25 protein-coding genes are annotated in these 25,961 nt (G+C 61.2%); 17 read left to right on the forward strand and 8 right to left on the reverse strand.

Translation table 11 applies throughout. From position 1 onward, the window contains the following. Nucleotides 1-68: 68 nt before the first annotated feature. A complete protein-coding gene (locus HMPREF2698_RS12410) occupies nt 69-668 on the forward strand; it encodes an ATP-dependent Clp protease proteolytic subunit (protein ID WP_010190917.1) in 600 nt (199 codons plus the stop codon). A gap of 21 nt (nt 669-689) precedes the next feature. Further along, nucleotides 690-1,313, forward strand: a complete 624-nt coding sequence (locus HMPREF2698_RS12415; RefSeq protein WP_070447792.1) for an ATP-dependent Clp protease proteolytic subunit — start codon at nt 690-692, stop codon at nt 1,311-1,313. A gap of 53 nt (nt 1,314-1,366) precedes the next feature. On the opposite strand, the gene fabG is transcribed toward HMPREF2698_RS12415, so the two are convergent. Genes fabG through HMPREF2698_RS12425 form a run of 3 tightly spaced genes read right to left on the reverse strand, consistent with a single transcriptional unit; the run spans nt 1,367 to nt 3,383 of the window. Beyond that, complete coding sequence (gene fabG, locus HMPREF2698_RS12420) at nt 1,367-2,137, reverse strand: 3-oxoacyl-ACP reductase FabG (protein WP_070565114.1); 771 nt, start codon at nt 2,135-2,137, stop codon at nt 1,367-1,369. A gap of 41 nt (nt 2,138-2,178) precedes the next feature. Continuing rightward, nucleotides 2,179-2,487 carry an MFS transporter gene (locus HMPREF2698_RS13675; protein ID WP_246819475.1) on the reverse strand — a complete coding sequence of 103 codons (309 nt, stop codon included), beginning with the start codon at nt 2,485-2,487 and terminating at the stop codon, nt 2,179-2,181. Next, complete coding sequence (locus HMPREF2698_RS12425) at nt 2,463-3,383, reverse strand: MFS transporter (RefSeq protein ID WP_246819476.1); 921 nt, start codon at nt 3,381-3,383, stop codon at nt 2,463-2,465. Before HMPREF2698_RS12425 ends, HMPREF2698_RS13675 begins: the two co-directional genes overlap by 25 nt. A 299-nt stretch (nt 3,384-3,682) precedes the next feature. Here HMPREF2698_RS12425 and clpX point away from each other — a divergent pair, with 299 nt between their 5' ends. Further along, nucleotides 3,683-4,978 (forward strand): ATP-dependent Clp protease ATP-binding subunit ClpX, encoded by a 1,296-nt coding sequence (clpX, locus tag HMPREF2698_RS12430; RefSeq protein WP_070565117.1) that lies wholly within the window; start codon nt 3,683-3,685, stop codon nt 4,976-4,978. A gap of 241 nt (nt 4,979-5,219) precedes the next feature. Here clpX and HMPREF2698_RS12435 read toward each other — a convergent pair whose 3' ends face one another. Then, nucleotides 5,220-5,963 carry a TetR/AcrR family transcriptional regulator gene (locus tag HMPREF2698_RS12435; RefSeq protein ID WP_070519465.1) on the reverse strand — a complete coding sequence of 248 codons (744 nt, stop codon included), beginning with the start codon at nt 5,961-5,963 and terminating at the stop codon, nt 5,220-5,222. 175 nt (nt 5,964-6,138) lie between these two features. Between HMPREF2698_RS12435 and HMPREF2698_RS12440 the strand changes: the two genes are divergently transcribed. Continuing rightward, nucleotides 6,139-7,101 carry a malate dehydrogenase gene (locus HMPREF2698_RS12440; RefSeq protein WP_070530427.1) on the forward strand — a complete coding sequence of 321 codons (963 nt, stop codon included), beginning with the start codon at nt 6,139-6,141 and terminating at the stop codon, nt 7,099-7,101. On the opposite strand, the gene panC is transcribed toward HMPREF2698_RS12440, so the two are convergent. After that, nucleotides 7,098-7,919, reverse strand: coding sequence for a pantoate--beta-alanine ligase (panC, locus tag HMPREF2698_RS12445; protein WP_070565120.1), 822 nt, complete (start codon nt 7,917-7,919; stop codon nt 7,098-7,100). The genes HMPREF2698_RS12440 and panC overlap by 4 nt on opposite strands. Before the next feature lie 10 nt (nt 7,920-7,929). Beyond that, complete coding sequence (panB, locus tag HMPREF2698_RS12450; RefSeq protein ID WP_070565123.1) at nt 7,930-8,751, reverse strand: 3-methyl-2-oxobutanoate hydroxymethyltransferase; 822 nt, start codon at nt 8,749-8,751, stop codon at nt 7,930-7,932. A 57-nt stretch (nt 8,752-8,808) separates the two neighbouring features. Here panB and HMPREF2698_RS12455 point away from each other — a divergent pair, with 57 nt between their 5' ends. From HMPREF2698_RS12455 to ndk, 6 genes are read left to right on the forward strand one after another with little or no spacing between them, the layout of a single operon-like run. Then, on the forward strand, nt 8,809-11,547 hold the full coding sequence (locus tag HMPREF2698_RS12455) for a valine--tRNA ligase (protein ID WP_070565126.1): 2,739 nt from the start codon (nt 8,809-8,811) through the stop codon (nt 11,545-11,547). Next, nucleotides 11,547-13,076 (forward strand): bifunctional tetrahydrofolate synthase/dihydrofolate synthase, encoded by a 1,530-nt coding sequence (locus HMPREF2698_RS12460; protein ID WP_070565129.1) that lies wholly within the window; start codon nt 11,547-11,549, stop codon nt 13,074-13,076. The genes HMPREF2698_RS12455 and HMPREF2698_RS12460 overlap by 1 nt, the downstream gene beginning before the upstream one ends. Next, nucleotides 13,073-13,519 (forward strand): DUF4233 domain-containing protein, encoded by a 447-nt coding sequence (locus HMPREF2698_RS12465; protein ID WP_070530438.1) that lies wholly within the window; start codon nt 13,073-13,075, stop codon nt 13,517-13,519. The genes HMPREF2698_RS12460 and HMPREF2698_RS12465 overlap by 4 nt, the downstream gene beginning before the upstream one ends. 48 nt (nt 13,520-13,567) lie before the next feature. Further along, nucleotides 13,568-14,413 carry an alpha/beta hydrolase gene (locus HMPREF2698_RS12470; RefSeq protein ID WP_070565214.1) on the forward strand — a complete coding sequence of 282 codons (846 nt, stop codon included), beginning with the start codon at nt 13,568-13,570 and terminating at the stop codon, nt 14,411-14,413. Nucleotides 14,414-14,418: 5 nt separating this feature from the next. After that, nucleotides 14,419-14,730 carry a hypothetical protein gene (locus HMPREF2698_RS12475; protein WP_070519479.1) on the forward strand — a complete coding sequence of 104 codons (312 nt, stop codon included), beginning with the start codon at nt 14,419-14,421 and terminating at the stop codon, nt 14,728-14,730. Between the two features lie 59 nt (nt 14,731-14,789). After that, nucleotides 14,790-15,200: a nucleoside-diphosphate kinase gene (gene ndk / locus HMPREF2698_RS12480; RefSeq protein WP_070519481.1), complete on the forward strand. Its 411-nt coding sequence runs from the start codon at nt 14,790-14,792 to the stop codon at nt 15,198-15,200. 137 nt (nt 15,201-15,337) lie between these two features. Here the strand turns inward: ndk and HMPREF2698_RS12485 are convergent, their stop codons facing one another. Beyond that, on the reverse strand, nt 15,338-15,688 hold the full coding sequence (locus tag HMPREF2698_RS12485; protein ID WP_070565132.1) for an ArsR/SmtB family transcription factor: 351 nt from the start codon (nt 15,686-15,688) through the stop codon (nt 15,338-15,340). A gap of 113 nt (nt 15,689-15,801) precedes the next feature. Between HMPREF2698_RS12485 and arsB the strand changes: the two genes are divergently transcribed. Further along, the gene (gene arsB, locus HMPREF2698_RS12490; protein ID WP_070565135.1) at nt 15,802-16,866 is read left to right on the forward strand and encodes an ACR3 family arsenite efflux transporter; all 1,065 of its coding nucleotides are present in this window, start codon (nt 15,802-15,804) and stop codon (nt 16,864-16,866) included. On the opposite strand, the gene HMPREF2698_RS12495 is transcribed toward arsB, so the two are convergent. Beyond that, nucleotides 16,863-17,666 carry a hypothetical protein gene (locus HMPREF2698_RS12495; protein ID WP_232770782.1) on the reverse strand — a complete coding sequence of 268 codons (804 nt, stop codon included), beginning with the start codon at nt 17,664-17,666 and terminating at the stop codon, nt 16,863-16,865. The two genes, arsB and HMPREF2698_RS12495, sit on opposite strands and share 4 nt — an antisense overlap. A 156-nt stretch (nt 17,667-17,822) precedes the next feature. On the opposite strand from HMPREF2698_RS12495, the gene HMPREF2698_RS12500 reads away from it, so the two are divergent. The 6 genes from HMPREF2698_RS12500 to HMPREF2698_RS12525 all read left to right on the forward strand — a co-directional run bounded on the left by HMPREF2698_RS12500 (nt 17,823) and on the right by HMPREF2698_RS12525 (nt 25,951). Further along, nucleotides 17,823-20,975, forward strand: a complete 3,153-nt coding sequence (locus HMPREF2698_RS12500) for a translation initiation factor IF-2 N-terminal domain-containing protein (protein ID WP_070565141.1) — start codon at nt 17,823-17,825, stop codon at nt 20,973-20,975. 201 nt (nt 20,976-21,176) lie between these two features. Further along, on the forward strand, nt 21,177-21,482 hold the full coding sequence (rplU, locus tag HMPREF2698_RS12505) for a 50S ribosomal protein L21 (RefSeq protein ID WP_010190885.1): 306 nt from the start codon (nt 21,177-21,179) through the stop codon (nt 21,480-21,482). A gap of 43 nt (nt 21,483-21,525) precedes the next feature. Continuing rightward, a complete protein-coding gene (gene rpmA / locus HMPREF2698_RS12510; RefSeq protein ID WP_010190882.1) occupies nt 21,526-21,804 on the forward strand; it encodes a 50S ribosomal protein L27 in 279 nt (92 codons plus the stop codon). Between the two features lie 332 nt (nt 21,805-22,136). Then, on the forward strand, nt 22,137-23,654 hold the full coding sequence (locus HMPREF2698_RS12515) for a SpaH/EbpB family LPXTG-anchored major pilin (RefSeq protein WP_070565143.1): 1,518 nt from the start codon (nt 22,137-22,139) through the stop codon (nt 23,652-23,654). Nucleotides 23,655-23,684: 30 nt separating this feature from the next. Beyond that, nucleotides 23,685-24,536, forward strand: a complete 852-nt coding sequence (locus HMPREF2698_RS12520) for a class C sortase (RefSeq protein ID WP_070565146.1) — start codon at nt 23,685-23,687, stop codon at nt 24,534-24,536. A gap of 17 nt (nt 24,537-24,553) precedes the next feature. Further along, nucleotides 24,554-25,951, forward strand: a complete 1,398-nt coding sequence (locus tag HMPREF2698_RS12525; RefSeq protein ID WP_168164036.1) for an isopeptide-forming domain-containing fimbrial protein — start codon at nt 24,554-24,556, stop codon at nt 25,949-25,951. The last annotated feature ends 10 nt before the right edge of the window (nt 25,952-25,961 follow it).

Raw genomic sequence — 25,961 nt, forward strand, 5'->3', positions numbered from 1 at the left:
CAAGTTTGAGAGGAATGCCGGTAAGGTGGGGCCAGTTAAAGCATTCTTCACTTGAAGGAGAACCATTAATGTCTGAGAAGATTTCAATGAACTCGTCGTCTACGGGTATGAATCTGAGCGATAGCGTGTATGAGCGCCTGCTGCGCGAGCGCATTATCTTCCTGGGAACCCAGGTGGATGATGAGATTGCCAACAAACTGTGCGCCCAGATCCTCCTGCTGTCTGCAGAGGACCCCACGCGCGATATTTCGCTTTATATCAACTCGCCGGGTGGCTCCGTTACCGCGGGCATGGCAATCTACGACACGATGAAGTACTCGCCGTGCGATGTGGCTACCTATGGCATGGGCCTGGCTGCTTCGATGGGCCAGTTCCTCCTGTCTGGTGGCACCAAGGGCAAGCGCTACGCGCTGCCGCACGCCCGCATCATGATGCACCAGCCTTCCGCTGGTGTGGGTGGTACCGCTGCAGATATCGCCATCCAGGCTGAGCAGTTCGCGCAGACCAAGCGTGAGATGGCTGAGCTCATCGCTGAGCACACTGGCCAGACCTTCGAGCAAATCACCAAGGATTCGGACCGCGACCGCTGGTTTACCGCCCAGCAGGCCAAGGAATACGGCATCGTCGACCACGTCATCGAGTCCGTCAACGGTCCTATCACCAACTAGGGAACAAGGAGCTTTATCACTATGTCGAACCTTCAGATGCCTTCTTCCCGCTACGTTCTGCCGGAGTTCATTGAGCAGAACGCACAGGGATCGAAGACCACCAACCCGTATTCCAAGCTCTTTGAAGAGCGCATCATCTTCCTGGGCACCCAGGTCGATGACACCTCCGCCAACGACATCATGGCGCAGCTGCTGGTCCTGGAATCCCAGGATCCGGATCGCGACATTACGATGTACATCAACTCCCCGGGTGGCTCCTTCACCGCGCTGATGGCTATCTACGACACCATGCGCTACGTTCGCCCGGACGTGCAAACCGTCTGCTTGGGCCAAGCCGCGTCCGCAGCAGCCGTCTTGTTGGCCGCTGGCGCCCCGGGTAAGCGCGCCGCTCTGCCGAACTCTCGCGTGCTGATTCACCAGCCGCGCACGCAGGGCACGCAGGGCCAGGTCTCTGACCTTGAGATCGAGGCCAACGAGATCGAGCGCATGCGCCGCCTCATGGAAGAGACCCTGGCCGAGCACACCGGCCGCACCGCAGAGCAGGTGCGCATCGATACCGACCGCGACAAGATCCTCACCGCGCAGGAAGCCGTCGAATACGGTCTCATCGATACCGTCTTTGATTACCGCAAGCTCAACGCCTAAGTGAGCAAGCTTAAAGCCCCGCTGTCTAGTAGATAGCGGGGCTTCGGTCATGCCTAGGCTTCGTAGGGCGGCAGGATGGCCTCGGGGGACTCGGGGAGGATCTGGCCGCCGTCGATAATGAGGGTCTGGCCGGTGATGTAGCCTGCCTCGCGGGAGGTGAGGAAGGCCGCGGCATTGCCGATATCGCGCGGGGACCCTAAACGGTGCATGGGAATGGAGCGCGCCATCTGGTCGAGGTACTCCTGACCCTGGCCCTCCAAACCCTCGGTGAGGATGTTGCCTGGTAGAACTCCATTGATGGTGATGCCATCGCGCGCCACTTCCAGGGCGGCGGAGCGCATGAAGCCCTGCTGCGCGGCCTTCGAAGCGCCGTAGTGCGCCCAGCCTGGGTAACCGGTGTGCGAGCCGGTGATAGACGTCGTGATGACGATGCGCCCGTAGCCCGCCTTCTTCATGTAAGGCAGCGCCTCCTGCACCACGGTGAAGGTACCGTGCGTGTTGATGGCGAACATGGTGTCCCACTGCTCGTCGCTCATGTCCTCGAGCGGGCAGTTGGGGAAGACACCGGCGTTGGAACAGACAATGTCGATGCGGCCATAGCGCTTGACGACGTCCCCATAAAGGGTGCGGACGGAGTCGCGCGAGGTGACGTCGACAAGCAGGGCGTCCGCGCCGAGTTCTTCGGCGGTTTTGTGTGCGGCTTCTTCGTTGAGGTCAGCGATGATGACGGTCGCGCCGGCCTCGCGCAGGGCACTGACGATACCGCGGCCGATGCCGGCGGCACCGCCGGTGACGATGGCAACCTGGTCCTGAAGATCGAACATGTGAAGCTCCTTAGCGGTTGAGGGTGGCTCTGAGCCCCAGCCTAGGCCGCTACCGGTTGTGGCGTGCTGTGCTTTGTGGTCGCCGTGTAGGCACGCACGCCGATGAGGGAGAGCGCGGCCAGCACCGCGGTAACACCAGCGAGGGTGTAGAGGCCCGTCGGGGTCCAGCCTGTTTCGAGGAGGTAGCCGGCCAGGATAGGCGCGAGGGTGGCGCCGACGCGGGCGATGCCGATGGCGGCGCCCGTTCCCGTGGTGCGCAGTGCGGAAGGGTAGACCTCCGGGGTGACGGTATAGAGGCCGGAAATGCAGGCGTTGAGGCTAAGGCCTACGCCGACACCGAGGGCGAACATGAGGGGGGCACGGCGGTGGAGTTGATGAAGCCGACGAGGACGACGGAGGAGACAAGACAGAAGGCGATGAGCAGCGGGCGGGCGTCGATGCGCGTGGTGAATAGGCCGAAGAGGATGGCGCCGATAGCCCCGCCGAAGGAGAGCATGATGCCGCCGATGATGCCTTGTTGAGCAGTCAGGCCCTCGGCGGTAAGTAGCTTCGGGGTCCACTGTGAGGTGAAGTTGTAAGCAAACATGATGAAGCTGAATGCCAGCCAGAGCTTGATGGAGGTGCGCAGGAACTGTGGGGAGATGAGGTCCTTGTAGGACGCCTTGTGGGTGGTGCGGGGGCGGACGCTGACCTCGCTCTTGAGGCCGAGCTTGGCGGTGATGGTGCGCACGGCGTCCATGCGGCCGCGGGCGGCGAGGAAGTCGGCGGACTCGGGGACGACAGCAACCGTGAGGATAAGGGCCACGACGGTGAGCGTTGCGCCGACCCAGAAGATGGGTTGCCAGCTATCGAAGGTTGATGCGATAACACCGCAGAAGGATGCACCAAGGCCGTAGCCGGAGGCATAAATGGCGACGGCCAGTCCGCGGAAGCGCAGGTTGGAATACTCGCTGACGAGGACGGTGACGCAGACGAGGACGCCGCCGACGCCAATGCCGGTGATGAGGCGGAAGAAGAGGAGAAGGCTAAACGTTGGCGCGAGGGCGGTGAGAACGAGGCCGACGAGGTCGATGATGAGTGAGACGGTAATCAGTGTGGTGCGCCCGAGGCGGTCAGCTAGCGGGGCAAGGAAGAAGGAACCGAGGCCGATACCGATAAGCACGGCGGAGAGGAGCCAGCCTAGGGAGGAATTGGACAAGGCGAACTCTTCGCTGACAGGTCCGGCGCCGAAGGCCATGGCCACCATGTCGTAGCCGTCGAGAGTGTTGAGGAAGAGGGCGATGGCGATGATGAGCCACTGGCGCGCGCGCCCATGGGGGAGCGGTCGATGAGTTCGCGGATGTCCATGAAAGTCTTTCTGCTGATGGAGAGGTTTCGATGTAAGTTAGTGAACCGCTCTGTCTATGTCCATTAACTGCCGTTTTAAATTCAGTGGCGCGCCGCCGCGCGAGGAATAGCGCTCGGGTCTGGGTGGTTTACTAGAGTGGAATGGACTGCGGTAAAATCGCTCCACCCAACCCCAGAGAAAAGAGTTGAAAGGCCTTCATGGCACGTATGCAAGAAAGCGCTGACCTGCTCAAGTGTTCCTTCTGTGGAAAGAGCCAGAAGCAGGTGAAGAAGCTTATCGCCGGCGGCGGCGTCTACATCTGTGACGAGTGCATCGAGCTCTGCAACGAAATCATCGAAGAGGAGCTCGGCGCGGCTCAGGCTGAGGCGGACGAAGAGAAGGAAATGCGCCTTCCGCGTCCTTCGGAGATTTCGGCTTTTCTGGATAAGTATGTCATCGGCCAAGACCAGGCCAAGCGTGTGTTGTCGGTGGCTGTGTACAACCACTACAAGCGCATCAAGGCTGAGGAAGCCGCCGGCCTGGAGGGCCGTCGGAAGAAGACTCAGGATGAAGAGGTGGAGATTGCCAAATCCAACATCCTGATGCTGGGCCCGACGGGCTCCGGCAAGACCTACCTGGCGCAGACCCTGGCGCGTTTGCTCGACGTCCCCTTTGCCATCGCGGATGCCACGAGCCTGACCGAGGCCGGTTACGTGGGCGAGGATGTTGAGAACATCCTGCTCAAGCTGCTGCAGGCTGCGGACTTTGATGTGGAGCGCGCGCAGCACGGCATCATTTACGTCGATGAGGTGGACAAGATCTCCCGCAAGTCGGAGAACCCCTCGATTACCCGCGATGTGTCCGGTGAGGGCGTGCAGCAGGCGCTGCTGAAGATCCTCGAGGGAACCGTGGCGGCCATTCCGCCGCAGGGCGGGCGCAAGCACCCGAATCAGGAGTTCATCCAGCTGGACACGACGAACATCCTCTTCATCGTGGCCGGTGCTTTCGCGGGCTTGGACAAGGTGATTTCGGAGCGCGTGGGCAAGAAGGGCGTGGGCTTCGGCGCCAAGCTGGAGACCAAGGATGAGAAGGAATCCGTCGACTTCTTCTCCCAGGTGCGCCCAGAGGACTTGGTGAAGTTCGGCCTCATCCCGGAATTCATCGGCCGCCTGCCAGTTGTGGCCACGGTGGACAACCTGGACCGCGAATCGCTGGTTAAGGTATTGGTGGAACCGAAGAACTCCCTGGTCAAGCAGTACCAGCGCCTGTTCAGCATGGATGGTGCGGAGCTGCACTTTGAGGATGCGGCGCTGGAGGCAATCGCCGAGCTAGCACTCGAGCGCAAGACCGGTGCCCGTGGCCTGCGCGCCATCATGGAGGAGCTGCTCGTTCCCATCATGTATGACCTCCCGGACCGCGAGGACATTGCCAGCGTCCACATCACGCAGGACTGCGTGACTGACGGCGGCGAGCCGGAGTTCGTGTACTCGGATGAGGCGAAGGAATCCGCCTAAACGGCATCTTATAAGAGGCATCTTCACGGCTGAAGATGCCTCTTGCGCTGTCTAAAAGGCGTTTTCAGGCCTAAAAACGCCGTCTGTCAGATGCCATCTTCGTGCTGGGGGGCAAAGGAACCAGATGAGTGGGACCATTTAGCTATGGCGCGAGATCGTGACCTGGGATTATGCACGGGCCGGCGGGTAAATGGTTCCTTTACTGTGGTTTTATTGCTCGCCCGGTGCTGGGAAGAGGGTTCTACTCGTAGAGGTCCCGGGACACGTCGCCTTCGTCCTCGGTGGAGTAGACGTCCAAGGGCGCGGATTCGGCTTCCAGCTCGGTCTCGTTCTGCTTGAGGTAGGACTCAAAGCCAATGTCGGGGATGTTCGCCGTGAGGAAGGCCAGCACGGCATCGACGGCCATGCGGTGCAGACCCTCGGTGTTGTTGTGGGTGTGCATATCGATGTCGAGCAGATTGCTCATCATCGCGTGATTTGTCACCCGGTACATCGTCAGCGCCGAAATCAGAGTGAAGATATCGTTCGCAGAAATGCCCGGGCGGAAGGCGCCGGAATCTTGGCCCAGCATAAGCAGCCTGTCGAGGTGGAGGGAGATCGCTGAAACGTCGACAAGCGCGTGCGAGGACTCCAGCACACTGTGAGAGGACTCCATCGTCAGCATCCGGATGGCCTCCGGGTTGTCCACGTGCTGGCGGAACATCCAGTCCACCAAAGTGCGCACGCCCTCTACCGGGACCGCGGAATTGATTTCCAAGCTGCCCTCCGGAGGGTTGAGCCGCTGGGCAGCTGCAGCCAATGCCTGCTGGTAGAGGCCCTTTTTATCCCCGAAGTAGTAATGGATCATGCGCTTGGACATTCCAGACAGCTTCGACACGGTTTCGAGCTTGGTATCGGCATAACCGTGCTCAGAAAACTGCGCTATCGCAACATCGATCACGTGCTCAACAGAGCCGGAGTCGACCGTTGCAGTCTCAGTGCTCATGGAAAGTCCCGTCTAGTCGATGAATATGCGTACAGTTGTCCACTATGCCGAAAAAAGACGGCCATGGAGTTCAAGTGCAAAGAACTCGCATCTTTCGGGGGTAAAATCACACCCCATGGGGGCGAAAAACGGGACTAGGGTGGGGAAGTGAGTACCCAGCCGAAAGGATTCACACATGACTGCTTCTCAACCCGTCAAGATCACCGTGACCGGCGCCGCCGGCAACATCGCGTACTCCCTGCTGTGGCGCATCGCTGCCGGCGATGTCTATGGCAAGGACACTCCAGTTGAACTCGCATTGCTGGAAATCCCGGACGCCGTTGGTGCCGCTGAGGGCGTGGCCATGGAACTTAATGACTCCGCCTTCCCGCTCCTTCGCGGCATTACCGTCACCGATGATCCGGAGGTGGCCTTCAAGGACACCAAGGCCGCTTTCCTCGTGGGCTCCCGCCCGCGCACCAAGGGTATGGAGCGCGCTGACCTGTTGGAGGCTAACGGCGCTATCTTCACTGTGCAGGGCAAGGCGCTGAACGCCGTCGCCGCACGCGACGTTCGCGTCCTCGTCGTGGGTAACCCGGCCAACACCAACGCCTATATCGCCGCGAACAGTGCTCCGGACCTGGACCCGAGCCAGTTCAGCGCGCTCATGCGTCTGGACCACAACCGCACGCTGAGCCAGGTGTCCCTCAAGACGGGCGTGCCCACCGCGGAGCTGACCAAGGTTGCCGTTTGGGGCAACCACTCCGCCTCCCAGTTCCCGGACCTGACCTACTCCAACGCCGAGGTAGATGAGACCTGGTACAAGGAGGAGATGATTCCGAAGGTGGCCAAGCGCGGCGCCGAGATCATCGCCGTGCGTGGCCGCTCCTCGGCAGCCTCCGCAGCATCCGCCGCGGTGGATCACATGCACGATTGGATCCATGGCACCGAGGATTGGCGCACCGCCGCCATCGTTTCGGATGGTTCCTATGGCGTGGACGAGGGGCTCGTCGCAGGTTTCCCCACCGTCTCCCGCGACGGAAAGTGGGAAATCGTCCAAGGCCTGGAGCTTAGTGACTTCCAGAAGGAGCGCATCGAGGCCTCCGTGCAGGAGCTGCGTGAGGAGCGCGAGGCCGTAGCCCACCTGCTGAAGGGCTAAGCTTCCAGCACCAAGTTATCGATGAGTCGCACCGGCCCCACCTGCGCTGCAACCAGCGCCAAGGCGGGCCGGTGTTGTGTATCTACGGGCTCGAGCGTGGCGGGGTCCACCACGGTGAGGTAATCCACCGTCACGCCGGGGGAGGTGGCGAGCTGGGCCTCGGCTTCTTTGAGCGAGGCGCCATCCTGCAGCGCGAAGAGCGCCTGGGATAGGGCGACCGCCTGCTCACGCTCGGCGGCACTGAGGCGCGCATTGCGGCTGGACTCGGCCACGCCATCCGTTGCGCGCACGATGGGCACGCTGATGATGTCCAGCGGCAGGTCGAGGTCCGCCACCAGGCGGCGGATGATGGCTACTTGCTGCGCATCCTTTTGCCCAAAATAAGCGCGGTCTGGTGTGACAAGGTGAAACAGCTTGCTCACCACGGTGGCTACGCCGTCGAAGTGGCCGGGGCGCGAGGCACCTTCCAAGACCGAGCCCATCTCACCCGTGCGCACCCACACCCGCGGGGTACCACCCGGGTACATCTCCTCCACGCTGGGGGCGAAGACCGCATCGACTCCCAACGAGTCCAGCAGCGCGGCATCCGCCTCGAGAGTGCGCGGGTAGGCGCGGTAGTCTTCGCAATCGCCCAGGTCTGTGAACTGGAGGGGGTTGACAAAGACCGAGCACACCACGGTGTCGTTGTCTTCGCGGGCGCGGCGAATGAGGGAAGCGTGGCCGTCGTGAAGCGCGCCCATCGTGGGCACCAAGCCCACGGAGCCGGACGTTGCCGCGCGGAAGGCACGGAGTTCAGATTTAGTTTTCAGGATCTGCATGGCCAAAACATTAGTCCTCGAAAGACTCCTCGGCGTTGGGGAAGGAGCGTTCGTTCACATCGGACACGTACTCCTTCGCGCCCTCCAGCAGTGCGCCGCGCAGATTCGCGTAGCGGCGCACAAAACGCGGCGCCTTGGGACCACCCAGGCCGAAGGCATCGGTCCACACCAGAATCTGACCGTCGGTCTGCGCGCCGGCGCCGATGCCAATGGTGGGGATAGGCAGCTCCTTGGTCACCTGCTCAGCAAGGGCTGCCGGGACCATCTCCAGCACCACGGCGAAGGCGCCGGCCTCGGCGAGGGCGCGGGCGTCGTCGTGAAGCTTCTCCGCACCGGCACCCCGGCCTTGGACTACGAAGCCACCCAAGGCGTGGACCTGCTGGGGCGTAAAACCAATGTGGGCGCAGACCGGGATGCCGGCGGCGACAAGCGCGGCAACAATCGGTGCGCGCTCCGCACCGCCCTCCAGTTTCACGGCCTGCGCGCCGGTTTCCTTCATGACGCGCACCGCGGTCTCGAGTGCCTGGGAGGGGCCGTCCTCATAGGAGCCAAAGGGAAGGTCCACCACCACGAAGGCACGGGAGGTCGATGCAACCACCGCGCGGGCGAGGGGGATCATCTCATCCAGGGTGAGCGAGAGCGTGGTTTCGCGGCCCAGGACCACGTTGGCCAGAGAATCGCCGACGAGCAGGAGATCCACCCCGGCTTCATCGAAGATTTCGGCGGTCATGCAGTCATAGCTCGTCAGGCACGCGAAGGCCTGAGAGTTTTCTTTAGAGCGGGCGAAATGGCGGGTGCGGAGACGGGCGCGGCGGCCAGGGTTGTGAGACATGCCCTTACTCTAGACACGGCGCTGGTGCCAGTTGACGCACAGGGTAGAGTTGGCCAGGTGACTGATCAGAATAAAGAGCAACTCGTTGGCACCAACCGCGCGGACCAGCTTCCCAAGTCCTGGGAGCCGCAGGCAGTAGAGAAAGACCTCTACGAAGGCTGGGTAAGCGCCGGTTACTTCACCCCGGATGCTTCCTCGGAGGCGGAGCCTTATTCCATCGTGCTGCCGCCGCCGAACGTCACCGGCCAGCTGCACATGGGCCACGCCCTGGACCACACTCTGATCGACTCCATCATTCGCCGCAAGCGCATGCAGGGTTATGCCACCCTGTGGCTGCCGGGCGCTGACCACGCAGGTATTGCCACCCAGACCAAGGTGGAGGCCCGCCTGCGTGAGCAGGAAGGCAAGAAGCGCTGGGACTATGAGCGCGAGGAATTCATCAACAAGGTCTGGGAGTGGAAGGAAGAATTCGGCGGCACCATCCAGAACCAGATGCGCGCCATCGGTGACTCGGTGGACTGGTCCCGCGAGCGCTTCACCCTGGATGATGGCCTCTCCCGCGCCGTGCAGACCATCTTCAAGACCCTCTACGACGAGGGCATGATCTACCAGGCCAACCGCCTGGTTAACTGGTCCCCGGTGCTGGAGACCGCCGTCTCCGATATCGAGGTTGTCTACAAGGACGTCGAGGGCGAGCTCGTGTCCATTCGCTACGGCTCGCTGAACGACGACGAACCGCACCTCATCGTCGCAACCACCCGTGTGGAGACGATGCTGGGTGACGTCGCCATCGCCGTCCACCCCGACGATGAGCGCTACGCCCACTTGGTGGGTAAGGAGTTGCCGCACCCCTTCCGTGATGATTTGAGCCTGAAGATCATCGCCGATGATTACGTGGACATGGAATTCGGTACCGGTGCCGTGAAGATCACCCCGGCGCACGATCCGAATGACTACGCCATGGGCCTGCGCCACGACCTGGACATGCCAACCATCATGGACACCACCGGACACATCGCGAACACCGGCACGCGCTTTGATGGCCTTACCCGCGAGGAAGCCCGCGTGGAGATCCGCGAGGCGCTGCGCGAGCAGGGCCGCATTGTCAAGGAGATTCGCCCCTACGTCCACTCCGTGGGCCACTCGGAGCGCTCCGGCGAGCCCATCGAGCCGCGCCTGAGCCTGCAGTGGTTCGTGGCCGTGGAGAAGATGGCGAAGATGTCCGGTGATGCCGTCCGCGAGGGCGATACCACCATCCACCCGAAGTCCCTGGAGCCGCGCTACTTCGAGTGGGTCGATGACATGCACGATTGGTGCATCTCCCGCCAGCTGTGGTGGGGCCACCGCATCCCGATCTGGTACGGCCCGGAGGGCGAGGACGGCCAGCGCGACATTATCTGCGTCGGCCCCGACGAGGAAGCCCCAGAAGGCTACGTCCAGGACCCGGACGTTCTGGATACCTGGTTCTCCTCTGCGCTGTGGCCTTTCTCCACGATGGGCTGGCCGGAAAAGACCGCCGATCTGGAGAAGTTCTTCCCCACGAACGTGTTGGTCACCGCCTATGACATCCTCTTCTTCTGGGTCGCCCGCATGATGATGTTCGGCACCTTCGCCGGCGCCCACACTCCGGAGCTGCTCGGTGAGGGCAAGGACGGCCGCCCGCAGGTTCCGTTCACGGATATCTACCTGCACGGCCTGGTGCGCGATGAGCAGGGCCGCAAGATGTCGAAGTCCTTGGGCAACGGCATCGACCCGATGGATTGGGTGCGCGACTATGGCGCGGACGCACTGCGCTTCACCCTGGCCCGCGGCGCGAACCCGGGCGTGGACCTGCCGCTGGCTGTCGATGCCGCTGCTGCCGGCCGCAACTTCGCCACCAAGCTCTTCAACGCCACCAAGTTCGCGCTCATGAACGGCGCGGGCGTGGCTGAGCTGCCGGCACGCGACGCGCTGACCGACGCCGACCGCTGGATCCTCGACCGTTCCGAAGAGGTCCGCGCCAAGGTGGATTCCTACCTGGATGATTACCAGTTTGCCAAGGCCAACGAGCTGCTCTATCACTTCGTGTGGGATGAGCTGTGTGACTGGTACCTGGAGATTGCCAAGACCCAGATCCCGCGTGACTTCGATGGGGCGAGCGCCGAGGAGCAGGCCACCGGACGCACCACCCAGATCGTCTTGGGCCGCGTGCTCGACCTGGTTCTGCGCCTGCTGCACCCGACCATGCCGTTCGTCACCGAGGTCCTGTGGAAGGCCCTGACCGGTGGGGAGACCATCGTCACCGCGCAGTGGCCTACCCAGGAGCACACCAACGGCGGCGCCGAGAAGGACGAGGTCGCCGCCCGCCGCATTCAGGACGCAGACAAGCTCATCACCGAGCTGCGCCGCTTCCGCTCCGACCAGGGTGTCAAGCCTTCGCAGAAGGTCCCGGGCCGCCTCGACTTCGCCGCGGCCGACCTGCAGGAGCAGGAGGGGCTCATCCGCAACCTGGCCAACACTACCGAGCCGGGTGAGGACTTCACCGCGTCCGCCTCCATCGAGGTGCGCCTGTCCCAGGCCACCGTCGAGGTCACCTTGGACACTTCCGGTGCCGTCGACGTCGCCGCAGAGCGCAAGCGCCTGGAGAAGGATCTGGCCAAGGCCCAGAAGGAGCTGGACCAGACCGGCAAGAAGCTGGGTAACGAGGCCTTCCTGTCCAAGGCGCCGGAGGCCGTTGTGGAGAAGATCCGCGTTCGCCAGCAGGTGGCCCAGGAAGAAGTCGAGCGCATCACCGCACGTCTGGAGGGGCTCAAGTAGTGGCGGAGGAGAAAGACCGCGAGGAATTTGAGGTCGTCGATGCCCTCGCGGAGGGCACCGATGGCGGGCCGGTCGAAATCACCGACTCTGGCCTGACTCTGAACCTCGGTGGTGAGGAAGACTACGAGGAGGCAGCGCCCGAGCAGGCCACGCCGGAGGAGCTCGCGGAGCTGGCCCAGGTGACTGCGGAGCTTAACGCGCGTGCCCCGGAGACCATCATTGAGCCCAGCCTCGAGCGCATCGAGATGCTCATGGATCTCCTGGGGAATCCGGAGCGTTCCTTCCACGTCATCCAGGTTGCTGGCACCAACGGCAAGTCCTCGACCGCGCGCATGATCGATTCGCTGCTGCGCTCCTTCCACCGCCGCGTTGGGCTAGTGACCAGCCCGCACCTGCAGCTGGTGACCGAGCGCATCGGCATCGACGGCCACCCCATCCACCCGCGGGACTTCGTGCGCATCTGGCGTGAAATCAAGCCTTATGTGGAAATGGTGGATTCCCGCTCCGACATCCCCATGTCCACCTTCGAGGTGCTCGTCGGTATTTCCTACGCGGCCTTCGCCGATGCGCCCGTCGACGTCGCCGTGGTCGAGGTCGGCCTCGGCGGCACGTGGGATGCCACCAACGTGGTCAACGCGGAGGTAGCCGTGGTCATGCCGGTGGGCCTGGACCACACGGATTACCTCGGTGACACCATCACCGAGATTGCCGGTGAAAAGGCCGGAATCATCAAAGCCCGTGAGCACGATGCCGATGATGTGCTCACGCCGGGGGAGAACATCGCCATTCTGGCGGAACAAGACCCCGAAGCGATGCGCGTGCTGCTGCAGCGCACCGTCGACGTCGGCGCCGGCGTGGCCCGCGCAGGCTCCGAGTTCGCCGCGCTGGAATCCCGCATTGCCGTCGGCGGCCAGCAGCTCACCATCCAAGGTCTCGGCGGCCTCTATGAGGACATCTTCCTGCCGTTGCACGGCGAGCACCAAGCCAAGAACGCGGCCGTCGCGTTGGCTGCGGTGGAGGCCTTCTTCGGGGCGTCGTCAGGCAATCAGCTCGACATCGCCTCCGTGCGCACCGGCTTTGCTAAGGCCATTTCCCCCGGACGCCTGGAGCGCGTGCGCACCAGCCCCACCACGTTCTTGGACGCCTGCCACAACCCGCATGGTGCCAAGGCCCTAGCCGCAGCGCTCGACCGTGACTTCGACTTTGCCCGCCTCATCGGCGTGGTGTCCATCTTCGCCGACAAGGACGCCGCCGGCATTCTCACGGCCTTGGAATCCGTTCTTACGGAAGTCGTGATCACGCAGAACACCTCTCCGCGCGCCCGCGATGCCTATGAGCTGGCGGAGCTGGCCCGCGATATCTTCGGCGAAGAGCGCGTGTACGTCGAGCCCGAACTGCCCAGCGCCTATACCCAGGCTGTGGAATTGGCGGAGGAGGCCGACGTGCAGTCCGGATCCGGCATCGTGATCACTGGCTCTGTAGTCACAGCAGGTGATGCCCGCGCACTCTTTGGAAAGGAGCCCGCATGAGCCCCCGCAAACCTGTTCCTGAGGAGGAGATTGGCCCGCTCGGACTAGGCCAAGCGCCGGCCAAGGATCCCCTCAAGCAATTCGGCGGCATGGTGGTGGCCAGCTCCCTCACGCTGGAACTCATCACCTTGGTTCTGGCGCTGCCGATGCTGTACAAGCTCTACGACGGCACCCTGTGGACCCCGTTCAACTATGGCGTAGTCATCGGATTTATGGTGCTGCTGTTAGCGTCCTTCCCGTTCATGAACAAGCCCTGGATCGTCGGGGTATTGATCGTGTTCCACGTCATCGGCATTGTTCTTGGTTTCATGGTCCACTGGTCCGTGGCCACGATCTTCATCATCTTCGCCCTTCTCTGGGCTCTGGCGGCGTATATGCGCTCGGTGCTCGTTGCCCGCATGGACCGCGGCTACCTCACTACGCAGCATCTGACTGAGAAGTAGGCCGCCGCGGTGTATATCCGGCCGGAGCTGCGCGCGGGCGCAGCATTCATGTCTTTGTGGGATCCAACCAACCCGCTGATTCGCCGCGCCGGGCGTGTAGTTCCAGCGCTGTGGCCCGCCCCCTATATCCAGGGCGTGCGCACGCAGCGGGTGAGAAACGCCGAAATCCGCGCGACCATTTATAGCCCCGAGAACCCACGCGGCGCCGTGTTGTGGATCCACGGTGGCGGGCTGCTCATGGGCCATCCGCGCCAGGACGTCAAACACCTCAAAGAGACCGCTGCGGAAGTCGGCGTCACCGTCATCGCGCCGCGCTATCGCTATGCCCCGGAAAATCCCTATCCGGCCGCGCTTGACGACGTCCACTCGGCCCACCACTGGCTCCTCACGCACGCGGACGAGCTGGGCCTTAGCCCGGATCGGATTGTCATCGGCGGCCAAAGCGCCGGGGGAGGGCTCGCCGCCGCACTGTGCCAGCGCCTCTATGATGAAGGCGGAATCCAGCCGGCGGGGCAGTGGCTATTTTGTCCGATGCTGGATGACCGTGCAGCGTCCACCGACCGCAACCCCATCTGGGATGCGGATTCCAACGCGCAGGCCTGGCGCTACTACACCAACGGCAAGCCGGACGCGCCCTATGTCGTGCCCGGCCGCCGCGCGGATCTGTCTGGCCTACCGCCGGCGTGGCTGTATGCAGGCAGCAGCGAGCTCTTCTACGGCGAGATTGTGGATTACGCCGAGCGCCTGAAGTCCGCAGGCGTGCCCACGCAGTGCGAGGTTGTGGATGGCGGCGTCCATGCCTTCGAGTTGTGGGCTCCCTATACTGCGGAGGCGAAGCGCCTGCTCATGAACTCTCGCGTCTGGCTGCAGTCGACGCTGAACGCGCTAGACTAGCCGGCATGCTCTTTCTTCTCTACGGCCTGTCCGCCCTGCTGTGCATCGCTGCTCTCGTGGCCAAGCTGTATTTTGGCGGTTTTGCGCTGCCACTGGCGCTGTTGATTCCGGCCTTCGTCTTCCTCGTCGTCGGCGTGCTCAAACAGCAGCGCGACGAGCGCCCGGTGGAGTTTGCGGATTTGGAAGAATGGCACCGCGAGGAGCTGAAAGGCCTGCTGGAGAGCGGCCAATACGGCACGGCCGTGCGCCAAGTACAGATGTGGTTTCGTGGCACGAGCCATGAGCGCGCGGAGGAAATCGTGCGCCGCCTCACGTAGTGCTTATAAATTGGCCCACTGTCGGGACGCGGGAGCACCTGTTCTGTACTATGTGCCCTATGACTGAACGTACACTCATTCTCATCAAGCCGGACGGCGTGAAGAACGGCCACGTGGGCGAGATCATCTCCCGCATCGAGCGCAAGGGCCTGAAGCTCGTCGCCATGGATCTGCGCGTCGCCGACGAGGAGACCGCAAAGAAGCACTACGCAGAGCACGAGGATAAGCCTTTCTTCGGCGATCTCGTTGACTTCATCACCTCCGCACCGCTGGTTGCGGGCGTTGTCGAAGGTGAATCCGCCATCGCCGCATGGCGTCAGCTGGCCGGTGGCACCCACCCAGTGGAGAAGGCCACCCCGGGCACCATCCGCGGTGACTTCGCTCTGACCGTTGGCGAGAACGTCGTTCACGGTTCCGACTCCCCGGAGTCCGCTGAGCGTGAGATCTCCATCTGGTTCCCGAACCTCTAAAGAAGTTCACCGCGCCTAGCGCGCAACAACGCCCGAGCAGTTCACAAAGATGAATGAACTGCTCGGGCTTTTGTCATTTCTGCTACTGGGCTGAATCCCGACCTGCGTGCTCGAGCGCAGATCGATTCGGGTGCGGCTTAGTCGAACGAGAGCAATGTGCGCAAGGCAGCAAAAGCGTCTTTGTGCACCTGGTGGGTGACGGTGCGGCCGCATTGCTGCTTCGATAGCAGGCCGGCCTCCCGCAGGCGTGCTAAGTGGTGGGAGACCGTGGGCTGGCTCAGCGCAGTGAGCTCGGTGAGTTCCGTGACGCTCATGGGCCCACAGCCTTCATCGCACAGGATGGACAAAAGACGCAGGCGGGCTGGGTCTGCCAGCACTTTGAATTGCTGGGAAAAATGCCTCGCCTCGGCGTCGCTGAGCGGGCCCGTGCTTAAGGAGCAACACTTAGTGCCGGGCGCGCTGGTCTCGGGCGTGGAAGAGGAAGCCATGCGATCAGTATAGGGGTTATCCTTGCACCCTACGTTATATTGACGCATATCAATGCGTACTGTACATTGCATGTTCGTATCATGCTTTGTTCAACGTTGAAGGAGGGAGAGACATGGCCGTGTCGCAGCGCCCGACGTTGTCTTTTCTGGACCGATTTTTACCCGTGTGGATCATTTTGGCGATGGCCGCCGGACTGCTCATTGGCCACTTCCTCCCCGGAATTGGACACGCCCTAGGTGCCGTTGAGGTCGGCGGGATTTCCATCCCGATCGCCATTGGTCTCCTCGTCATGATGTACCCACCCTTGGCCAAGGTCCGCTACGAGAAGACCAAGGAAATCGCCACGGATGGCCGCCTCATGGCGGTATCGCTCGTCCTCAACTGGCTGGTGGGGCCGGCGTTTATGTTTACCCTGGCGTGGCTGTTCTTGGCGGACCAGCCGGAGCTGCGAACCGGCCTCATCATTGTGGGCCTTGCGCGCTGTATTGCCATGGTGCTTGTGTGGTCGGACCTCTCGTGCGCTGACCGCGAGGCAACGGCTGTGCTTGTCGCCCTGAACTCCATCTTCCAGGTCGCTATGTTTGGTGTTCTGGGCTGGTTCTACCTTCGCGTCCTCCCCGGATGGCTGGGCTTGGACACGACGAGCGCTGACTTTTCCTTCTGGGCCATCGTCAAGGCCGTACTCGTCTTCTTGGGCATACCGTTCCTGTTGGGTGCGCTGTCTCGCGTGTGGGGCGAAAAGGTAAAAGGACGGGAATGGTTTGAGAACCGCTTCCTCCCAGCCGTATCGCCCCTGGCCATGATTGGTCTGCTGTACACAATTGTGTTGCTCTTCTCCCTGCAGGGCGAGCACATTGTGGAACAGCCAGTAACGGTAGCGCGCGTGGCTGTGCCGCTGGTTATCTATTTCGTGGGCATGTTTGTATTGTCGCTGGGCGTGGCAAAGGCCGTTGGTATGAATTACGCGCAGTCTGCCAGTGTGGCGTTCACTGCAGCAGGAAACAACTTTGAACTTGCCATTGCAGTATCCATCGGCACCTTCGGAGCGATGTCTGCCCAAGCCCTTGCCGGAACGATTGGTCCCCTTGTTGAAATTCCAGTCCTCGTTGGTCTGGTCTATTTCATGCTGTGGATTGGTCCGAAACTCTTCCCGGGAGATGACACTCTTCCGCGCTAGCGCGTGCGTGCAGCGTCCATGCTGCGCACGCCAACTTCGGTCAGAGTGATGTTAAAGGTCCGCTGGTTCTTGCCATAAATAAAACCAGACATTTTCACTACGCCGGACTTTTCGAGCTCGCGCATTTCCTCCTCGAGCCCCTCCTCGTAGCCGAGTAGCTTGCTCAATGCTGGGATGGAAATCGTGTTACCGGTAACGGCGCCCGCCGCCACCAATCCGCTGAGGGTCTCTGGGTGTTCCTCAACGGCGGCAATGCTTTTCTCTGTGACGCCATCCAAACTGTCCTTTTCTGTGATGGCTTTGATGCGGCGCTTGCCCACGCGGAAAGAGGTGGTGCCGAAGGCGCGGCCACCGATGATGAACGCCGGTATGGCAAAGGCCGTGTGGCCCGCTGCGACGAGGATGGGGTTGAGCGATATATCGCCGAGAATCCCGGTGGACTTAATCCCTTCGGTGATAAGCGGCGAAAAGATGGCGAGCACCGGCAACAAGTAGGCAAGGGTGGGGTAGTCGCCCGCCCGAAACTCTTCCTGCGCGGCTTGTACAAACTTTGGTTTGCTGCGAATGATGCGGAAGGCTCCGTAGAGCATCACCATGATGAGCACCGCGTAGACCGGGACCGCGTAGGGATAGGGGAAGTCAACGACGCGAAGGCCTGAAGCGATGCCCGCGGGCACGGCTACGGTCACGATATTCCGCAGCGCGATCTCGTTGCGGGCGCGCGCCTGCGCCACAGTGCGTGGCGCGTGGACAGGTATTTTCCGCTCTGCAGGTGTGTTTGTGGGCGCGCCGTTGGACATAGCGGCGATACTAACATGTGAGCCTTAATCGAGCTCTGTGCCAGAATAGAAGGCGCTGACAACTTAATAAAGATGATGAGAATTTTTCAAAGACTCACTACCGTGTGGCGGCAACCTGCGCCCGGGGTGAGCACAACGTCAGGAGATAAGCCACTGATGGCATCCAAGAAGAAAACAAAAGAAGAACGTATTGAATCGACGTTGGCTGCGGCTGTAGCGGGGATTGACCGCGAGGCACTCGCGCCCAAGACCCGCCTTTATGCCTTGGCCAAGCAGGTGGGCGTGGCTTCCAAGGAATTGGTGGCCCAGTTCGCGGAGATGGGAATCAAGAAGTCCGCACAGTCCACACTGACGCCGGAAGAGGTGGGCCAGCTTATCGACGTCCTCGTGCCCGCCACCGAAGCTCCCGAGCAGGCCGCCACCGAGGACGCCAACCCGGCTGCAGCCACGGCCGATGCTGCGCAGACCCCCGAAGAACCTGTCGAAGAAACTACTGAAGCCCTGGCTGAAGAAAAGCCGGAGAAGACCGTGAAGAAGAAGCGCGCCAAGCGCGCGGCGAAGCGCGTGAGCAAGGCAGGCAAGAAGGCTGAGCCGAAGGGGCAGGCAGGGGAACCCACACCGGAAGAGCCTGCTGCGCAGCCGGAGCAGCCGGAGCAGTTGAGCGAGGAAGAAGAAAAGCTGCGTGAGCGCGTGCGCAAGAACGTTGACAACGAGATTTCGCAGATCGTCGACAAGGTCGATGCCGAAATGCTGCACGAGGCGCTCGCCGAGGCCGGTGATAGCGACGAGGACGAGGACCTCACCCCGCTGATCACCCCGATGGCTGAGGAAGACCCGGACGTGTACGACTTCGCGCCGGTCTTCATGGCGCCGAAGATCACTCCGCTGGCCAAGCGCCAGAAGCCAGAAAAGCGCGTGGAAGAAACCGAGGAAGATTCGGCGCCGTCGAACCAACCGCGTGGTCGCCGTCGCGGCAGCCGCGGAACTTCCCGTGGCCGCGGGGCGGAAAGCCGCGGGCCAGCCCGCGAGGAAGTCGAGCACATTGAAGAGCCGAAGGCCATCAAGGGCTCAACCCGCATCGAGGCGCAGCGCCGCCGCCGTGCGGAGCTGCGGGAGAAGGGCCGCGAGCGCCAGCACATCGTCTCCCAAGCGGAGTTTCTTGCGCGCCGCGAATCTGTAGAGCGCACCATGGTGGTGCGCGATAAGCAGCGCACCGACGGCGCGGGCATCATCACCCAGGTCGGTGTGCTGGAGGATGATCTCCTGGTCGAGCACTTCGTCACGACGGAGACGCACCCCTCCCAAATTGGCAATATCTACTTGGGCCGCGTGCAAAACGTGCTGCCCTCGATGGAGGCAGCCTTCGTCGATATCGGACAGGGCCGAAACGGTGTGCTGTATGCGGGAGACATCGACTGGCGCGCATTGGGCATTGGCGGACGCGGCCGCAAGGTGGAAAACGCCTTGAAGTCCGGTGATCAGGTCCTAGTTCAGGTGGCCAAGGATCCTATCGGCCACAAGGGCGCGCGCCTGACCACCCAGATTTCTTTGGCCGGCCGCTTCCTGGTGTATGTGCCCGGCGGGCGCAGCGCGGGAATCTCCCGCAAGCTGCCGGCGCCGGAGCGCAAGCGCCTCAAGGGGATTCTGGAGCGCGTCATCCCGGGGGATGGCGGCGCCATCATTCGTACCGCAGCGGAGAACGTGTCGGAGGAGGACATCGCGTCCGACGTCAACCGCCTGCACTCCCTGTGGGAGGACATTAGCGCCCGCGCCGCGCACGAGAAGGCAACGAAGGGCGCCAAGCCGGTCACCCTGTACGAAGAGCCGGACCTGCTCATCAAGGTCGTGCGCGACCTTTTCAACGAGGACTTCAGCACCTTGGTTGTGGACGGCAAGCGTTCCTACAACACGGTCAGCGCCTACGTGGACTCCATGGCGCACGACTTGGCGGACCGCGTTGTGCGCTACGACGCCCGCGACCACGATGGCGAGGATGCCTTCAGCGCCTACCGCATCGATGAGCAGCTGCAGAAGGCCCTGGGCCGCAAGGTGTGGCTGCCGTCTGGCGGCACCCTCGTCATCGACCGCACTGAGGCCATGACGGTCATTGACGTCAACACGGGCAAGTTCACCGGTTCCGGCGGCAACCTCGAGGAGACGGTGACCCGCAATAACCTCGAGGCGGCCGAGGAGATCGTGCGTCAAATGCGCCTGCGCGATATCGGCGGCATGATCGTCGTGGACTTCATCGATATGGTGCTGCCGGAAAACCAGGACCTTGTGCTGCGCCGACTCAAGGAGGCGCTGGGACGTGACCGGACGCGCCACCAGGTTTCTGAGGTCACCTCACTGGGCTTGGTGCAGATGACGCGAAAGCGCGTGGGCACAGGCCTCATCGAGACTTTCTCCACCGAGTGCGAGGCCTGCCATGGCCGGGGCATCATCATTCACGAGTACCCGGTTGATGAGGATGCCGAGGAGGAGAACTCGAAGCCACAGCGCCGTAGCCGCAAGGAGCGCCGCACACCGCAGCGCGATCCGAAGCAGCACCCGGCTGCCGTGCGCATGCACCGCGACGACGAGGAAGCCGCCGCCGAGCACGAAACTGCCACAGAAAAGGAAGCTTCGCGCGACGACGAGTCCTCCTTGGAGGAGCTCGTGGCCAACGTGGTCGTCGTCGACGAGGACGAGCCGGATACCCCGGATAGCGCCTCCATTGGCTATGCCGTAGCGGAAAGCCTGGACGCGAAGCGCTCGAAGGCGAAGGCGAAGCGCTCGCGCAAGCCGCGCCGGGCAACGCGTACCTTCCGGGAGCCACAACGCGAGGAGACGAGTGAGGGCTCGCGCGCGAAGCACGGCAAGCGCGATGAGCACGCCGGTGCGGAAAAGGCATCCACGCAGCGCTCGGAGCAGACCTATGACGAGGCTGTCGAAGCCTTTGAAAAGTCACCGCGCCGCAAGCGCCGCACGCGCGGAAACTCCCGCTCGGATATTCGCCCGAAGCGTGAAGACTTCGCGCAGGACGAGGCCCCGGCCAAGGACGCTCAGCTAGCCACCTCTAAGAAGGAGGTCAAGGCTGAGCGCAAGGGCGCGGAGCCGGGCGAGAACACGAGCGTGCGCGCGACCCGCAGCCGCGGCCGCCGCCGAGTGGTGCGCAAGATGGCGCAGAGCCAAGCCACCCAGAGGCCGAATGAACGCGGACAGGGGAGCGAGGCGCAGCGGCGAGAGTCTTCCGCACAGACCACAGCGTCGAAGGCGCGAAAGGGCGGGCGCGGGAGGCGTCGAGTAGCACGGCGCAGGTCGCGCTAGAAAAGGCGTTTTGCCTTTTCGCCCCCTCACGGGGTAGTCTTTGACAGTCGCTGTTTAGACCATGAATGCGCTCGATGGGACGCGCTGCGGTTCCCGCACGTCTCTCGCGGATGTGGTTCTAAACGCCAATGTCCAATGTCCATTCGCTAGCTGCACCACCCAGCTGCTAGCGAGCCGAGTTTAGATAAGGGGTAGCCCTCTATGTACGCGATCGTCAAGACCGGCGGAAAGCAGTACAAGGTTGCTGAAGGTGACCTCGTCAAGGTCGAGAAGATCGAGGGTGAGCCGGGTTCCTCCGTTGCTCTCACCCCGGTTCTGCTCGTCGATGGCGCAACCGTCAAGTCGAAGGCTGCAGACCTGGAGAAGGTCTCCGTCTCCGCTGAAATTGTCGAGCAGGGCAAGGGCCCGAAGATCGACATCCTCAAGTACAAGAACAAGACTGGTTACAAGCGTCGCCTTGGTCACCGTCAGCCGGTGACCACGCTGAAGATTACCGGTATCAAGTAAGCCTTAACCGGCTCTAATTCATCCCTGAAGGAGGGGAAACCACATGGCACACAAGAAGGGTGCTTCCAGCTCCAGCAACGGTCGCGATTCCGAGTCCAAGCGCCTCGGCGTTAAGCGCTTCGGTGGTCAGCAGGTTAAGGCCGGCGAGATCATCGTGCGTCAGCGCGGCACCAAGTTCCACCCGGGTGAGAACGTTGGTCGCGGCGGCGACGATACCCTGTTCGCTCTCGCGGCAGGCTCTGTTGAGTTCGGCGTCAAGCGTGGACGTCGTCTGGTCAACATTGTTCCGGCCGAAGAGGCTGCTGCAGAAGCAACTGCTTAATCCACACTTGCAAAAGTGCTGTGGGCCCTTCCTCTTATCAAAGAGGAAGGGCCCTTTTTGCGTTTTGTTCGCTTGGATCCAACTGCTACTTCGACTGTAATAGGGCTAAAGCTGTGGCTATGTCAAAGCTAGGCAAAGGATTCCTTCTGGAAGGGGCTAGCGGCGAGTCTTTCTTAGTCGAATTGTAGCTATGTATAAATTAAGGGTAGGCACATATCGGCAGGATAAGGTTTGCAACCCTCTCAGCTTCCTAGTATTCTTCCAGTGAATTACTTCTCTCGAGTGCCGGAATGGTGCTCGCCTATTCCCTACATTGGGAGATTGGAACCTTTATGAATAAGGCTTCTACTCGTCTCGCTGCGTTCGTTGCGGCTGGTGCCATTTCCGTCGCAGGAGCAGGCTTTGCGGCTCCTGCGCTTGCGCAAACCACTACAACTCCCCAGGCTGGTGTGGAGGCTGCCCCGGCGCCTGTAACTCGCAGTGCTGCGTCTGTCATCGATGCGACTAAACCCGTCAAGCTAACCATTACCAAGTATCTCGGCGACCCGGGCGATACCAGCACCCCGCTGGCTGACTCTGAGTTCAAGGTCCAGCGCGTCGATGTAGATCTGACCAAGCAGGAGGGCTGGAAGCAGCTCTCCGGCTACACGGCAGCGGATGCGCCGATCGATGGCGGCTTTACGGCTGTCACCAAGAAGACTGATAGTAACGGTGTGGCCACCTTTGATGAGTTGAAGGTGGGCGCCTACAAAGTTACCGAGACCAACCGCGCTGGTTACACTACCGCTCCGCCCTTCCTCGTCACGTTGCCGCACGATGTCGATGGTAAGTGGGTCTATGAGCAGACTGTTGAGCCGAAAAACCAGAAGATAGTTCCCTCCAAGCAGGTGAAGGATGCTGGTGCGACCATCGGAACGCAGCTGACCTATACCGTCAACGCTCCGGTACCCGCTGACGCATTGACCCGTTTCATCATCCAAGACCCGCTTAATGCGGCTCTAAAGGTCGACACGCAAAAAGTCAAGGTCTCGCTCGACGGAGCCACCAATGGTGCAACGCTTGCAGCAAGCGATTACAACACCACCTTGGATACTGCTACCAATACCTTGCAGGTGGAATTCACCAAGGATGGCTTGGCCAAGCTGCAGAAAGCCCGTAAGGGTGCGCCGGGCCTGAAGGTTCTTGTTGAGTTCCCAGCTACCATCACAAAGGCGCCAGAAGGTGGCGTAATCACCAACACCGCGAAGATCCTTCTTCCCAACGGCGCTGTAGTAGATACCAACGGTGATGACCCGGCTACCCCGGATGTAGAGGATAATCCGACCACGACCACGTTCGGTACCTTGACCATCACCAAGACTTCTGGCAATGCCAAGGAGGATGATTCCCTCGATGGTGCTGAATTTGAGCTCTACCAGTGCAAGAAGGAGGGGGAGAACTGGCAGCTGCTTGGCAAGCCGCTGAACATGGCTACCACCGCTGAAGGAACTCCAGCAACCACGATTGTGACCTCCGGTTCCACGGGCACCGCTCCAAGCCTTAAGTCTGAGGCAAAGGGCTATACCATTCCGGTGCAGTCCTTTGCTGCTGCCACCGGTGTGACTACCAAGGACTACTGCGTACTGGAGACCAAGGCACCGAAGAACTTCGTCCGTAACGAGGTTCCGCAGCATGTCACTGTGGACCTGGCTGCTAAGACTTTGGCTGTCGAGGTAGATAACCAGCGCAACTCCGTACTGGGGCAGCTGCCGGCTACCGGTGCCTGGGGAATCATCTTGGTCTTCCTTGTTGGTCTCGCACTGCTGGCTCGCGGCATTTACACCTCCTACAAGGATTCCCGTACTGCTTAATTAAGGGTTTCCGGGAAGGCGGGGCACTGCATGACCCAACGCAGAAGGCGACGTCGTAATCCGCGCTCCATCGTTTATCTCATCCTGGCTCTGCTGGTGTTCTTGTCTCCGGTCGTGCTGACCTACTACAAGAACATTGAGCAGCACCAGATTGCAGAAGAATATTCGCGTTCCGTTTCGCGTTTGTCTGAGGATGAGCGTGCCGCTGAGTTCGCGCGAGCCGCGGAGTACAACGCCCAACTGCCGGAGGTAGGAGCCCCCGATCCCTGGGTCAACGGTGTTGATGTTAATTCTCCCGCTTACAAGGATTACCTAAATATCCTGCGCGCCGTAGGCCCGATGGCCCGTGTCCGAGTCCCGAGCGTCGGCATTGATTTGCCGGTGTACCACGGGACGTCGACAAACGTGCTCGCCCACGGTGTGGGCCACCTATACGGCACAGCCTTGCCTGTGGGCGGAGCAGGAACTCATTCTGTGCTCACAGGACATACGGGGCTCGCGACCCTGACGATGTTCGACAACCTTACCCACATCAAAAAAGGTGAAGTTTTCACCGTTGAGGTCATGGGTGAGGTCCTAGCCTACAAAGTCACTGGGATTGAAACTGTTCTTCCAGAAGAAATCGAACACCTCCAGGTCGAAGAAGGGCGAGACCTTCTCACCCTTGTTACCTGTACTCCGTATGGCATCAACTCCCATCGGCTACTGGTCCATGGTGAGCGCACGGACGTGCCTGCCAACTATGACCAGGGGTTCAAGCCCCCGTGGCAGTCGTGGATGACCATCGCTATCGCCGTTGTTGTCTTTATTATTGCCTACCTGCTGTGGCTACTGGCTCGGCGCCGCAAGAAGCGCAAGCAGGATCAAGAAATTTATAGTTAGTGAAAGTACCTATGCTCATGAAGTCACGCGCTCACATCTATGGACGCTTCGCCTCCGTGCTTGCTGCCTTCATGATTGTCTGCGTGACTTTGTTTAACGCAGTGCCTGTGCCAGCTCAACAAGTAGCGAGTCTTGTAATCGCTAAAACTCTTGGTGCTGGTGCGGCAGGGGAGCCGGTGGATACGCAAGCCCGTTTTAAAGCCGTTCAGTTGATTGATCTCCAGGCTAATGAATCTACGGATCTCGGCGCGCTAGCTAAAGATAATCCGCGCCTGCTTGGCGACGATCCCGGATACAGCACCGGCCAAGCCCACTTTGCGGACACTAATGAAGAAGGCAAAGCTAGCTTCTATGGCCTTCAACCAGGGGTTTACCAAGTCTCGGAGGTCAACCTTCGCACAGGAAATGTGCATCGCGATGTAGCTACACCGATTCTTGTTTATATCGGGAAGGAGCCTGCCCTCGTTCGGGCGAAGAACCAGCCCACGGTTATTGAGAAGAAGGCAAGCTCGGACAAGGCGGCCCTAGGAGACGAGCTGACCTTTCACATCACTACGTCGGTTCCACCTTGCGATGTAAATGGTGAATTGCACCAATATGTTGTGATCGACGCATTGGCCACTCTTCTCAGTTTCAAAGGCATTAAAAACGTACGCGTGACTAATGCGGATGGCGATGTGCGACTTCTTGAGAAAGAGGACTACGTGGTGGGGGAGTCAGGTAACCGGGTAACCTTCTCTCTCAAGAAGACTGGTTTGGCCAAGCTTGCCGCCTCACGGGATGGAAATCCAGAAACCAAGGTCCACTTCGATATCGTGACCTCCGTCAAGGAGAACTCGGCCTCCGACACAACGATCCACAACACTGTGCTCTTCTCACCGGATGGCTACTGCGTGCCCAAGCCCGGAGAGATCCAAGCAGTGGACGCACGCTATAGTCTCGTCGCCGCCCAAGAACCTCTTGGTGGTGCTCCGGTTGCTCTTGATTGCACTATCGGCCTTGCGCCGGAAAAATCAAATACGGTTGAAGTAGTACTCGATGGCAATAGCCAACCAGGAGGCTCGAGCAGTTCGCGCCTGTGGTGGCCCATTGCCGCCCTCATCGCAGCCTTGGGAATAGGCGCTGCAGGAAGCTCCGGGGGTTCCTCGGAAAAACCTGCGGGCGAAGGCGAAGCCGCTGAAACATCGAGCACGCGTCTCTCCGAACCGGATGAAGAGCGACCAACCGTTCCGCAAAGCCAAGGACCGCTAAGCCGAGCGCTCGACTCCTTGGCCAGTACTGGCGCCAGCGTCATGGGGATCGTACTTGCAGGTCTAACGCTCATAGCGTTGGCCTTTATAATCCTTTCGCGACGTCGTGACAAGGAACAAGAAACGGGCGACGTTTCAGAATCTGAAGCAGGTGAGAAGCCGTGATAGGTTCCCG

The organism is Corynebacterium sp. HMSC072A02, from assembly GCF_001810085.1.
Classification (GTDB): Bacteria; Actinomycetota; Actinomycetes; order Mycobacteriales; family Mycobacteriaceae; genus Corynebacterium; species Corynebacterium hesseae.